Here is a 13,417-nt window from a genome sequence, read left to right as displayed (position 1 = left end):
ATGTCACATAAACATAAAAAGAAGCTCGCTCGCATCTTGCTAGCAGCGCTAGTTTTTCTTGTCGTTTTCCTTGTGGTTCGCTTGAACCATCTGGGCTTAGTAGCTCAAGCTTTTTTATATGCCATTCCATTTTTAATGGCTGGTTATGATGTTTTGAAAAAAGCTTTGGTAAAAATAAGTCAAGGGAAAGTCTTTAGTGAACATTTTTTGATGTCACTAGCGACACTTGGAGCATTTGCTCTTAGTTTTATGACTGGTGAGGCTGAATTTGCCGAAGCAGTATTTGTAATGATTTTCTACCAAGTTGGTGAATTCTTTGAGCATATTGCTGAAGGTAGCAGTGAAAAATCAATTTCAGAACTACTAGATTTGCGACCAAATCTTGTTCATTTGGAAGAAGGTGGTCAAACAGTTGATGTTGATCCAAAAACCTTACAAGAGGGTCAGGTGATTGTGATTCAACCTGGGGAGAAGGTTGCGATTGATGGTATCTTGGTTTCTGGCGAGTCTTCGGTTGATACAGCAGCTTTGACAGGAGAAAGTTTACCGCAAAGTGTTCAGGTTGGTGACCAAGTTCTCTCAGGGATGATTAACATGACTGGTGTGATTCGTGTTAAAGTTTTGCATCGTGTTGAAGATTCTACTTTGAGTAAGATTTTAGATTTGCTTGAAAATTCAACAGCTAAAAAATCAAAGAGCGAACGTTTTATGACTAAGTTTGCAGAAGTTTACACGCCAACGGTAGTTATTTCTGCTTTGATTTTAGCTTTCTTACCGCCAGTATTTTCAGGTGATTTTGTAGGGAATTTTCCAGAGTGGCTGAGCCGTGCGCTTACTTTCCTTGTTATTTCTTGTCCATGTGCTTTGGTCATTTCTATTCCGCTTAGCTTTTTTGGCGGTTTGGGAGCAAGCTCAAAAGCTGGAGTTCTCATTAAAGGCTCAAACTATCTTGAAAGTTTAGCTTCACTTGAAACGTTGCTTTTTGATAAAACAGGGACTTTGACAGAAGGTGTTTTTGAGGTAACAGCTCTTCATTCAGATGATATTAAGAAAGAGCATTTACTACACTTGGCTAGTCACGCGGAACGTTTTTCAAGTCACCCGCTTGCTCAATCACTTCGTGAAGCTTATGAAAAAGAAGCAGATGATTGTTCGATTACAGATGTGACTGAAAAATCTGGTTACGGTATTAGTGCTAAGGTAAACGGTCATGATGTGGCTGTCGGAAATACTAAATTTATGGATAGCTTAGGAGCTAAATGGAAACCTTGCTATGAAGCCGGAACGATTGTTCATGTGGCTATTGATGGTACTTATGCTGGACATATCGTTATTTCAGATTGTGTTAAATCTGACACTAAAGAAGCTCTAGAGCAACTTAGAAAAGCTGGTGTGAAAAATCTTGTCATGTTAACGGGAGACCGCCACGAAGTTGCTGAAAAAATTGCTGGTGACTTGTCTATGACAGATTACAAAGCGGAGCTATTGCCAGCCGATAAGGTCAGTGAACTGGAAGGCTATTTGGCGAAAAAATCTCCTCGTGCCATAGTCGGATTTGTTGGTGATGGCATTAATGATGCTCCTGTACTAGCTAGAGCTGATGTCGGTATCGCCATGGGCGGACTTGGTAGTGACGTAGCCATTGAAGCAGCAGATATCGTGGTTATGAATGACCATTTGTCAAAAATTGCGCAGGCTATCAAGATTGCACGCCAGACAATCACTATCGCTAGAGAAAACATTATTTTCTCAATCGGTATCAAAGTTTTAGTCTTGATACTCGCTAGTCTAGGCTTAGCTAATATGTGGCTAGCTATCTTTGCCGACGTTGGTGTGACAGTACTTGCGACCTTAAATGCCATGCGAACAATGAAATTGACATAGAAAATTTTTTGAACTATAATAGCCTTAATCATATAGAAAGCTACCATTTTCGTTAGAAAGTGGGGGTGGTGTGACCGCAATTGAATCACTCTTTTTAAGAATCAATTGCTGGTCATTCCATTTTTTTATTTTGAAAAAATGAGAGTAAACGGTTGGTAAAGGCAGACTCTTTTATAGAAAATTAGCAATTATACTAGCTTTTTTAGAGCTTTTTGGGTAGAATAGTAAGAGTAAACGACTTTTGTCGTAATAATAATTGGTTAAAATGCTGAGCTAAAAATAGTTTAATGATTTGCTATTCTGGTAAGGGTTAAGATCTATTTTTCGCTGTGTATTTATAGCCTTTGGACTATTTTAAAGGAGACTTTATCTAATGGTAAAATTAGTGTTTGCACGTCACGGGGAATCTGAATGGAACAAAGCTAACCTTTTCACTGGTTGGGCTGATGTTGACCTTACAGAAGAAGGTACTAAACAAGCTACTGAAGCAGGTAAATTGATCAAAGAAGCAGGAATCGAATTCGATGTTGCTTTCACTTCAGTTCTTAAACGTGCTATCAAAACAACTAACCTTGCTCTTGAAGCTTCTGACCAACTTTGGGTTCCAGTTGAAAAATCATGGCGCTTGAACGAACGTCACTACGGTGGTTTGACTGGTCAAAACAAAGCTGAAGCTGCTGAAAAATGGGGTGACGAACAAGTTCACATCTGGCGTCGTTCATACGATGTATTGCCACCAGCTATGGCTAAAGACGATCAATACTCAGCACACACTGATCGTCGTTACGCTAACCTTGATGACAAAGTTGTTCCAGATGCAGAAAACTTGAAAGTTACTTTGGAACGTGCCCTTCCATTCTGGGAAGATAAAATCGCTCCAGCTCTTAAAGATGGTAAGAACGTCTTTGTAGGTGCTCACGGTAACTCAATCCGCGCTCTTGTAAAACACATCAAACAATTGTCAGATGACGAAATTATGGATGTTGAAATCCCTAACTTCCCACCACTTGTATTCGAATTTGACGAAAAATTGAACGTTACTGACGAATACTTCTTGGGTAAATAATCTGATAAGAGATTATAAGGCGTAAAGTCCTTGATATGAAAGCATTCTAGGCTAGTCCCTAGGGTGCTTTTTTTGAATTTGTTACCCTTTTTGTTATCAGTTCGGAGAAATTCTGTTTTCGTTCAATTTGTGGTATGATTAGTAGTAAGTATTATATTTTGTAAAGGGGACTTTTATGAAGGCAGCAGAACGCCGTCAAAAAATTATTGATATTTTGAGTCAGACGCAAGTTCCCATTTCAGCAAGTGTTTTAGCAGGTCAACTTGGTGTGAGTCGCCAAATTATTGTAGGAGATGTGGCTTTGTTGAGAGCAGCTAATCATGATGTCATTTCTACGCCACGAGGTTATGTCTTATCTCAGGCACTTTACTCACACCAGTTTATCGGGAAAATTGCGTGTCAACATGGTCCAGAGTATACTAAAGAAGAATTGGAGAGTGTCATCTCAAAAGGTGGCATTATGGTTGATGTGGAAGTTGAACATCCAATTTATGGGATGCTGACAGCACCTCTTAATATCAAAAGTCAGGAAGATATTGATAACTTTATGGAGAAGGTTGAACATTCAAATGCTACACTCCTTTCATCTTTAACGGATGGTATTCATACACATACCTTGTCATGTCATTCAAAAGATGAATTTGAAGAAATCAAATCTGACTTGTCTGATAAGGGCTTGCTTTTGAAATCAAACTAAAACAGCTACAGGTGTCTTGACACCTGTTATTTTTTTCTTTATAATAGGCTAGGTCAGTTAGCTACTTTCAAAAAACGTAGTGTATTGCTTGTTAGTTAATTGATTAAAGCTATCGTCATACCTGAGTGATAATTGGGGATCATTCAGGTATTATCATATATAAAAGGAGTTGTCATATGAGACGTCATCAAACTAAGTCTCTTGCTTTTACAGCTATTTTAGTTGCCTTTGGGATTTTAATTCCTTTGGTTATGCCGGTTAAGGTTGTCATCGGTCCAGCTTCATTTACACTAGCTAGTCATGTGCCAGTCTTTATGGCTATGTTCATTTCACCACAAGTGGCTGTTTTAGTCGCTTTGGGAACAAGTCTTGGATTCTTGTTAGCAGGTTTTCCAATTGTCATCGTTTTGCGAGCTGTATCGCATTTGTTGTTTGCAGTAGTTGGTGCTGTCATGATTAAAAAACGCCCAACCTTGCTTGAAAAGCCAGTTTTGACATTTGGATTTGCTATTTTCTTAAATATTTTACATGGTTTAGCAGAATTCATCGTTGTTCTTGCTTTAACAGCTGGTGCACATACAGGAGCAGCTTATATTTGGTCTTTGGTAGGCTTGATTGGGTTAGGTTCTCTCGTTCATGGAACAATTGATTTTTACATTGCGTATTTCCTTTGGAAATTCTTACGTGATAAAGTTGGCGTTGATTTTTCAGTTGATGCTAAATAGAGTGAAAGGAGTGATTTAACACTCCTTTTTTGGTGTGCTTTTTTTCTTGAAAAGTGGGGATGTAAAAAAGTGAAAAGTTTTACATTTTGTGTCACACTCTTTTAAGTAAATTGTGATAAAATATAAAACGAAGCTTTTAATTGTGAGGAAAGAATGTCAGTTAAGAAGAGATTGAGCAAAATCAAAATTGCCAAAAAAACAACCAGTATTACAAAACGTATTTATTTGATTTTTGCAGTTATCGTCGTCTTATTTTCAATTATTATTTTAAGATTGGCACAGATGCAAATTTTAAATAAATCTTTTTACGATGATAAGTTAAATTCATCAACTACCTACAAGGTAACGTCCTCAAGTCCTCGTGGTCAAATTTTTGATGCCGCAGGCAATCTATTAGTATCAAATAATGTTAAACAAGTCGTTGCTTTCACACGTAGTAATACCATCACTGCTGAGGAAATAAAAAACTTGGCAAAAACGCTATCGACCTTGGTTGATTTTACAGAAACAAATGTTACAACACGTCAGAAAAAAGATTATTATTTAGCTGATTCAGACACTTATGCTAAGGTCGTCAAGAGTCTTCCGAATAATCAAAAATATGATAATTACGGTAATAACTTAACAGAATCTAAGGTCTATGCCAATGCTGTTAAGGCTGTAACGGATGATGAGATTAATTATACAGAAGACGAATTGAAGTTGGTGTACATTTTCAGTCAGATGAATGCTGCTTCAATATTTAGCACCGTTAATTTGACGACTGGTGATTTGACAGACGATCAAATTGCTTATATCACAGCTAATCGTTCAAAATTATCAGGAATTTCTATTGCGACTGACTGGGATCGTCAAACATCAACAGGTTCTCTATCAACCCTTATTGGTACAGTTTCTTCAAAACAATCAGGTTTGCCAGCTGAAGAAGCAGAAGAATATCTAGCTAAAGGTTATTCGATGAATGACCGTGTCGGAACATCTTATCTTGAAAAAGCTTATGAAGATGATTTGCAAGGAACACACACAGTTCGTGAAATCACTACCGATAAAAATGGTAACGTTGTCTCAGATGATGTTACTAGAGAAGGTAAATCAGGTAAAAACTTGAAATTGACTGTCAACTCTGATTTCCAATTAGGTGTTGAAAATATTTTGAATCAATATTACGGAGCCTCAATCGCTGCTGGTTTTGCCACTTATTCTGAAGGGGCTTATGCGGTGGCTTTGAATCCAAAGACAGGTGCTATTTTAGCTATGGCAGGTTTGTCACATGAAACTGGTTCGTCAACAACAACTCTAGACGCTCTTGGAACAATTAATGACCTCTTTGTTCCAGGGTCAGTTGTCAAAGCTGCAACTATCAGTTCAGGTTGGGAAAATAATGCGATTTCTGGTAACCAAGTTATTGCCGACCAGTCAATCAATCTTGCTGGCTCTCCATCCATTAAATCATGGTTCACAGGTAGTGGGGCAACGAATATCACAGCTGTTCAAGCCCTTGAGTACTCTTCAAATACTTACATGGTTCAAGTAGCTCTTAAAATGATGGGGCAAGAATATTATTCTGGAATGACACTTGCCACAACTGGAACAAAAAAAGCTATGGAAGAACTTCGTGCTACCTATGCCGAATATGGTTTAGGAACAAGCACTGGAATGGATTTGCCAGAAATAACGACTGGTTACCTCTCAGAAGATTACAGCCCTGGTAATGTCTTAACAGAAGCCTTCGGTCAGTACGATTCTTACACACCAATGCAACTTGCTCAGTACGCTGCAACAGTCGCAAATGGTGGTAACCGTGTTGCGCCACACATTGTCGATAGTGTTTATGATAATGATGGCACAACAGGACTTGGCAACTTGTCTAAAACGATTGATACTAATGTTTTAAACAAAGTTAATATTTCAAGCGATGAAATGGCTCTTCTTCAACAAGGTTTCTATCAAGTGGTAAATAGTACAAGTGGTTATGCTACTGGTACTCACATGCGTGGAAATGTTACTATCGCTGGTAAAACAGGTACTGCCGAAACTTATGCTATTGACGCCAATGGTAATGCAGTGACAACAGTTAACTTGAGTGTTCTTGCTTACGATTACTCAAAAAATGATGATTCTAAAATTGCGGTTGCGGTTATCATCCCTCACTTAACAAGTGATGAGAATCACCCTAACCAACTAATTGCGCGTGACATTATTAACTTGTACATGTCAACATACGCTAATAAATAAAAAAGAAGTTCGAGTCGGCGAAGGTCGGCTCGTGACTTTATCAGAAGAAAGGAGAAAAAATGCTTTATCCAACACCGATTGCAAAGCTAATTGATAGTTTTACAAAGTTACCAGGAATAGGGATTAAAACGGCGACACGTTTGGCCTTTTACACGATTGGTATGTCTGATGAAGACGTGAATGAATTTGCTAAAAACTTGTTGGCTGCAAAACGAGAATTAACTTATTGTTCAGTGTGCGGGAATTTGACTGATGAAGATCCTTGCCAAATTTGTAATGATCAGACACGTGATCGTTCAGTGCTTTTGGTGGTTGAGGATTCAAAAGATGTCTCAGCTATGGAAAAAATCCAAGAATATCACGGACTTTATCATGTCTTACACGGACTTATTTCACCGATGAATGGTGTCGGTCCTGATGATATTAATTTGAAGTCATTGATTACACGTTTAATGGATAGTGAGGTTAGTGAGGTTATTATTGCAACCAACGCCACCGCAGATGGTGAAGCAACATCTATGTATATCTCACGTGTCCTAAAACCTGCAGGAATCAAAGTAACACGCTTGGCGCGTGGATTAGCGGTAGGTTCAGATATCGAATATGCCGATGAAGTTACCCTACTTCGTGCTATTGAAAACCGAACAGAATTGTAGAATACGAGAAAAGCAGCGGAAGGCTGCTTTTAGATTATTGATTAGAATAAAAGGACTATGGTTTTGAAAAGAAGTGCTAAATAAACAGAACAAAAAATACGATATTTTTTGTTCTGTTTATTTAGTTTAATATTTGCAATATTAATATTTCACTTAAATCGTTTAACATTATTTACTTCGGATGACTTTACATATCATTATGTTTATCAAGGGTATTTGCCAACTAGTCATCCTAAACGTATTCATGGTATATTATCAATTATAGAATCTCAAATTAATCATTGGAAAATGTGGAATGGAAGATTTGTTGCTCATACAATGGTCCAATTTATTTTACAATTCAAAAAAATCTATTTTGATATTATTAATACACTGATTTATTTAATTTTAATATGGCTCATTATTCTCATAGGGAAGACCAAAGAAGTAGGTAAAATTAGGCCAGCAGTTTACATATTATCATTTATATATTTTTGGTTTTATCTTCCAGAAATTGGAAAATCTGTTTTATGGATTTCAGGTTCATGTAATTATTTGTGGACAAGTGTTATTTATCTTACTTATTTTTTATGTATTATATCAATAACAAATAAAGAGGTTCCACTCTTTAAAGGCTTTGAAATAGTTCTATTAGGTTTTTTAGCTGGAGCAAGTAATGAAAATTCATCGCCAGCGACTTTATTAATGGCATTTATATATCTAGCAATTCATTACCCTTATAGGAGTAAAGGAACAAAGTATGGTATAGCAAGTTTATTTACCGGTGGTCTAGGCTTCTTGTTAATGTTAAAATCTCCGGGATCACAAAAACGAGGTGCAATGACATTAACAATTGATATTGTTAAAGATAATTTTAAAATGATTTTTGATAATTTAATTCATAATTATTGGTTTATCTACACTTTAATTATTTTATTCATTATCCTTTTAGTTGTTAAAAAGGTAAAACTTTCCAAAAATACGATTGCTTTATGGACTATTCTTTTTGTAGGACACTTTTCATCAGCATTTGCTCTTATAGCCTCTCCTGAAACTCCTAAACGAACATTGTTTGGTTCGGTATTATTTTTAGGAATAATTTTGTTCAGTTTAATTAATGTATTGTATCGGGAATTTAATCAAAAAGGATTGGCTGTTTTTGTAGCTCTTTTGAGTTTTCTATTTCTCCATAGCTATTGGATAATAAATGAAGATTTAACAAATTCATTTAAAGAGGTTTCAAATCAATATAGTAGACTCTACAATTCTCCTAAAAATAGTGATGTTAGAATACCACTATTAAGTACTCCCAAAACAGACTATAATGCTTATCTCCTAACATCTAATGTGAAAATTGATTCGAACGATTGGTTTAACCAATGGATGTCGGTTTATTTTGATAAGAAAAGTATTACTGGTTATTAATCTTTTTGCTTTTCATTGAATTTATCGGCTTTTCGTTATATAGTGGTGTTAAGTAATAAAAACCACCTCATTATCATCCTTATAATCTTTAAACTTTCCTTGTTATATTATCTTCCATCTTATGGCTGTAGGAGTTTGAAAGGCGGCTTCTTTTGTGGTATGATAATTAGGAAATTGTAATAGAAAAGGAATTGAACTTGAACTGAGATTTGGCTTATTTTGTGAGGCTTCTTGGTTCGATGAAAAATGTTATTAAGTGTATTAAAACTTGGTACCTTTTTTCTGTTCAGGTAATTAAAGTTTATGGCAAAAGAAACGCTTGTTTTACTTTATGGTGGACGTTCTGCGGAACGTGAAGTATCTGTTTTATCAGCTGAAAGCGTCATGCGTGCGATTAATTATGATAAATTCTTTGTGAAAACTTACTTCATCACAAAATCTGGTGATTTTATTAAAACACAAGAATTCTTTAGCAAACCTGCTGATGATGAAAAATTGATGACTAACGACACAGTTGTTGAAAGTCAAAAAATTAAACCAAGTGATATTTATGAACCTGGCGCAGTAGTATTCCCAGTTCTTCACGGACCAATGGGTGAAGACGGTTCTGTCCAAGGTTTCCTTGAAGTTCTTAAAATGCCTTATGTTGGAACTAACATTTTGTCATCAAGTGTTGCAATGGACAAAATTTCAACAAAACATGTCCTTGAATCTGCAGGAGTTCCACTTGTTCCTTACGTGACTTATGTTGAAGGTTCTGATCTTGATGCAGCCGTAGCAGAAGTAAATGACAAATTGACATACCCTGTCTTTGTTAAACCAGCTAACATGGGTTCTTCAGTAGGTATCTCAAAAGCTGAGGATGAAGCAGCACTTCGCTCAGCTATTGATTTTGCTCTTAAATATGATAGCCGTATTCTTATCGAAACTGGTGTTAACGCTCGAGAAATCGAAGTTGGAATTTTGGGAAATGCTGATGTGAAAACAACACTTCCTGGTGAAGTTGTTAAAGACGTTGCTTTCTACGATTACGATGCTAAATACATCGATAACAAAATTACCATGGATATTCCAGCTCATATTGATAGCGACATTATGGAAGAAATGCGTGGCTATGCAACAACAGCTTTTCGTGCTATCGGTGGCTGTGGTTTGTCACGTTGTGATTTCTTCTTGACAGAAGATGGTCATGTTTACCTTAATGAATTGAACACAATGCCTGGTTTCACACAATGGTCAATGTATCCACTTCTTTGGGAAAACATGGGACTTGCTTACTCAGATTTGATTGAAAAATTGGTTGAGCTGGCTAAAGAGATGTTTGAAAAACGCGAAAGCCATTTGATTTAAAAATGAAAAGCACCGTTAGGTGCTTTTTTGCTGCAAAAAAAATACCTCAGAGATGGGATAACTCTCTGAGGTTTTTGATTTATAAATTAGCAAGCTTGCGTAGTTCAGGGATGCGCTGCAACCTTGGAACAACAAACATGATGACGATAATACGAATTGGAATTTCAAAGATTTTTAACCAGCGACCTGCTAGATATTGTGCCCAAAATGGAACGTGAAAATAAATCTGAACAAGCAGTGGTGTGAAGATAAAAGTACTAATCAGCATGGTAACAAGTACTGCCAGAGTGACGTGAAGCCAATCTTTTTTATTTAACCATTTGAGCTCTTTTCCATAGAAGAAAAGTCCATAAAGAAATCCTTGAACAGCTTCCATCAAAGTCCACCAGATAATAAAGTTTCCTTGACCGCTTAAGAGATTATCAACGACATCAAGAATGGCAAAACTAATAAATCCCCAAATAGGACCAGCAACCATTCCGATAATGGCATTAACAATAAAAGTAAAGCTTACGACCAACTGTTCTGGAATGACTGGAATAGAAAACTTTCCAACAATGAATGCCAGTGCAATTAGCATAGCTAGGGTCACGAGTCGCTTTGATGTGAGTTTTGGTGTTTGAAAAATGTTTTTCATTTTTTGCTCCTTTTTACATTTGGAAACTGGAGCTGTTAAAAAATAACAGCGGATGCAACGATTCACCGCGCAAATTGCTTCGTTGTGTGACGACATCCCATTCACACACACTTGACGCGAATCATCTACTCTGTGTAAGGTTTTATCTCCTTACAGGTTTATTGTATCACAAAAAAGATTCTTTTGAATATGACTTGGAAAATAAATGAAAATAATTACGTAAAAAGATTTAAAATTCTGAAATTAAGTGTATAATGAAGCTGTAAAAATCAAAGGCTTTGCTGATAAAAAGCTTTTTAGTTAAGGAGAAAATGATGAAAAAACTAACTGATTTTTCAAAACAACTTAGTAAATGGTTTACCTTGGTTGTTATTATTTGGGCTTTCTTTAATTATCTCTTCCCTCAGACTAGTACCTGGGTTATCCCTAATACATCGTATTTGTTGGGAATTATTCTTTTTGGGATGGGGCTGACACTTCAGACTGAAGATTTTGTTCGTATTTCTAAACGTCCAATTCCTGTCATTCTAGGTACAGTGGCACATTATATTATTATGCCAAGTTTAGCTTGGCTTTTATGTCAACTTTTTCATTTAACAGGAGCAACAGCAGCTGGTGTCATTTTAGTTGGTTCTTGTCCTAGTGGAACCTCTTCTAGTGTAATGGCTTTTTTGTCAGGAGGAGATGTTGCTTTGGATGTTTCTATTGAAATTCTTTCAACACTTCTTGCGCCAATTATGCTTCCTTTATTGTTATCGATTTTAGCAGGGCAATTTATTGCTGTACCAGCAGTTAGTCTTTTTCTTTCAACTTTAAGAATTGTTGTTGTACCAATCATTTTAGGGGTGTTAGTTCATACACTTTTAGGTAAAAAAATCAATGCCATTATTCAGTTGATGCCTCTAATCTCACAAGTAGCGATTCTTTTGATTATTGGAGCTGTTGTTTCTGCTAACCATGCTAATATTTTTACAACAGCAACAGCTTTAGTTATTCCTGTTGTTATGTTACACAATCTTTGTGGTTATGGGCTTGGTTTTGTCTTTTCAAAACTTCTTCATTTGAAAGAGACTCAACAAAAGGCTATTACATTTGAGGTGGGAATGCAAGACTCAAGTTTAGGTGCAACTTTAGCAATGAAGTATTTTGTTCCGCAAGCAGCTATTCCTTCAACAATTTTTTCAATTTGGCATAATATTTCTGGATCGATTTTATCTTCATGGTGGAAGAATCATTCTAAGGTCCATAAGGAAAATGCTTGAGAGCACTTTATTTTGTGATATAATAAGAGGAGCCAAAAGGCTCTTTTTATAATGGAGATAATAAAAAATGAAACTTAATTTACATGAAATCGCCAAGGTGGTTGGCGCAAAGAACACTATTTCGGATTTTGATGACGTTCCTCTGAGACAAATTGAATTTGATAGTCGCAAGATTGAAAAAGGCGATTTGTTCTTACCTCTAAAGGGTGCGCGTGATGGACATGACTTTATTGAAACAGCTTTTGAAAATGGAGCAGTTGCAACTTTTTCAGAGCGCGAAGTAGAAGGGCATCCTTATATTTTAGTTGACGATTGTTTAGAAGCTTTCCAAGCTCTAGCAAGTTATTATCTTGAAAAACAACGCGTTGATGTGATTGCAGTAACAGGGTCAAATGGTAAAACAACAACCAAAGACATGATTGCTGCTGTACTTTCAACAGAATATAAAACATACAAAACACAAGGTAATTACAATAATGAAATTGGTTTACCTTATACAGCACTTCACATGCCAGATGATACAGAAAAAATTGTCCTTGAAATGGGACAAGATCACATGGGTGATATTCATCTCTTGTCAGAACTGGCTAAGCCACATATCGGTGTTGTGACTTTGATTGGTGAGGCTCACTTGGAATTCTTTGGCAGCCGTGAGAAAATTGCCAAAGGTAAACTTCAAATCGTTGATGGTATGGACTCAGATGGTATTTTGATTGCACCAGTTGACTCAATTGTTGATCCTTACTTACCAGAAAGTCAAATGGTGATTCGTTTCGGAGACGGTGCTGAGATTTTTGTCAAAGATTTGCAAGAAAGCAAAGATTCGCTTACTTTTACAACCAATGTGATTGACCGTCCAATTACACTTCCTGTTCCAGGAAAATACAATGCTACAAATGCCATGGTAGCAGCTTATGTTGGTAAGTTATTAGCGATTTCAGATGATGATATTGTTGAAGCCTTAGAAAACATCGAATTAACACGTAACCGCACAGAATGGAAAAAAGCGGCTAATGGTGCAGATATCCTGTCAGATGTCTACAATGCTAACCCAACAGCAATGCGTTTGATTTTAGAAACATTCTCTAAAATTCCTGCTAATGAAGGTGGTAAAAAAATCGCTGTGCTTGCTGATATGAAAGAATTAGGTGAGCAATCTGTCGAACTTCACAAGCGCATGATTATGAGTTTGTCACCTGAAACATTAGACACTCTTATTTTCTACGGTGAGGACATTGCTGAACTGGCGCAACTTGCTAGTCAAATGTTCCCACTAGGTAAAGTTTATTACTTTAAGAAAACAGCTGATGAAGATCAATTTGATGACATGCTAAAAACAGTTCAAACTGTTTTACAACCAGCTGACCAAATCTTACTGAAGGGAAGTAATTCAATGCATCTCGCTAAAGTTGTAGAAGCATTGGAAAACTAGTGAGGTGGAGATGGTAGAGAAAAGTGTTAAGGAGGGAAATAAAGACTCGGTTGTTATCTACCGAGTCTT

11 protein-coding genes and 1 riboswitch are annotated in these 13,417 nt (G+C 36.5%); of the genes, 10 read left to right on the top strand and 1 reads right to left on the bottom strand.

Translation table 11 applies throughout. The annotated features are described in order from the left end of the window. The 8 genes from STRINF_RS02845 (at window position 1) to STRINF_RS02810 (ending at window position 10,017) form a co-directional block, all read left to right on the top strand. Window positions 1-1,884, top strand: coding sequence for a heavy metal translocating P-type ATPase (locus STRINF_RS02845; RefSeq protein ID WP_006531515.1), 1,884 nt, complete (start codon window positions 1-3; stop codon window positions 1,882-1,884). Between the two features lie 373 nt (window positions 1,885-2,257). Then, entirely contained in the window at window positions 2,258-2,950 is a 693-nt protein-coding gene (locus STRINF_RS02840; RefSeq protein WP_006531514.1) for a phosphoglycerate mutase, read from the top strand. Window positions 2,951-3,125: 175 nt separating this feature from the next. Beyond that, window positions 3,126-3,647: a transcription repressor NadR gene (locus STRINF_RS02835; protein ID WP_006531513.1), complete on the top strand. Its 522-nt coding sequence runs from the start codon at window positions 3,126-3,128 to the stop codon at window positions 3,645-3,647. 176 nt (window positions 3,648-3,823) lie between these two features. Further along, window positions 3,824-4,372: a hypothetical protein gene (locus STRINF_RS02830; RefSeq protein ID WP_006531512.1), complete on the top strand. Its 549-nt coding sequence runs from the start codon at window positions 3,824-3,826 to the stop codon at window positions 4,370-4,372. Between the two features lie 153 nt (window positions 4,373-4,525). Next, the gene (gene pbp2b / locus STRINF_RS02825) at window positions 4,526-6,607 is read left to right on the top strand and encodes a penicillin-binding protein PBP2B (RefSeq protein ID WP_006531511.1); all 2,082 of its coding nucleotides are present in this window, start codon (window positions 4,526-4,528) and stop codon (window positions 6,605-6,607) included. Between the two features lie 59 nt (window positions 6,608-6,666). Then, window positions 6,667-7,263 (top strand): recombination mediator RecR, encoded by a 597-nt coding sequence (gene recR, locus STRINF_RS02820; RefSeq protein WP_006531510.1) that lies wholly within the window; start codon window positions 6,667-6,669, stop codon window positions 7,261-7,263. Window positions 7,264-7,359: 96 nt separating this feature from the next. Beyond that, the gene (locus STRINF_RS02815) at window positions 7,360-8,667 is read left to right on the top strand and encodes a DUF3329 domain-containing protein (RefSeq protein ID WP_263421632.1); all 1,308 of its coding nucleotides are present in this window, start codon (window positions 7,360-7,362) and stop codon (window positions 8,665-8,667) included. Window positions 8,668-8,970: 303 nt separating this feature from the next. Next, window positions 8,971-10,017, top strand: coding sequence for a D-alanine--D-alanine ligase (locus tag STRINF_RS02810; protein WP_006531508.1), 1,047 nt, complete (start codon window positions 8,971-8,973; stop codon window positions 10,015-10,017). Between the two features lie 79 nt (window positions 10,018-10,096). Here STRINF_RS02810 and STRINF_RS02805 read toward each other — a convergent pair whose 3' ends face one another. After that, on the bottom strand, window positions 10,097-10,654 hold the full coding sequence (locus tag STRINF_RS02805) for a folate family ECF transporter S component (protein ID WP_006531507.1): 558 nt from the start codon (window positions 10,652-10,654) through the stop codon (window positions 10,097-10,099). 44 nt (window positions 10,655-10,698) lie between these two features. After that, a riboswitch (THF riboswitch) is annotated at window positions 10,699-10,789 on the bottom strand. Between the two features lie 179 nt (window positions 10,790-10,968). Between STRINF_RS02805 and STRINF_RS02800 the strand changes: the two genes are divergently transcribed. After that, window positions 10,969-11,916, top strand: coding sequence for a bile acid:sodium symporter family protein (locus tag STRINF_RS02800; protein ID WP_014334446.1), 948 nt, complete (start codon window positions 10,969-10,971; stop codon window positions 11,914-11,916). 67 nt (window positions 11,917-11,983) lie between these two features. Next, window positions 11,984-13,348 (top strand): UDP-N-acetylmuramoyl-tripeptide--D-alanyl-D-alanine ligase, encoded by a 1,365-nt coding sequence (locus STRINF_RS02795; RefSeq protein ID WP_006531505.1) that lies wholly within the window; start codon window positions 11,984-11,986, stop codon window positions 13,346-13,348. The last annotated feature ends 69 nt before the right edge of the window (window positions 13,349-13,417 follow it).

It is taken from the genome of Streptococcus infantarius subsp. infantarius ATCC BAA-102, assembly GCF_000154985.1.
GTDB lineage: Bacteria > Bacillota > Bacilli > Lactobacillales > Streptococcaceae > Streptococcus > Streptococcus infantarius.
The sequence above is the reverse complement of the archived record's forward strand: the minus strand, read 5'-3'. Positions and strand labels throughout refer to the sequence as shown.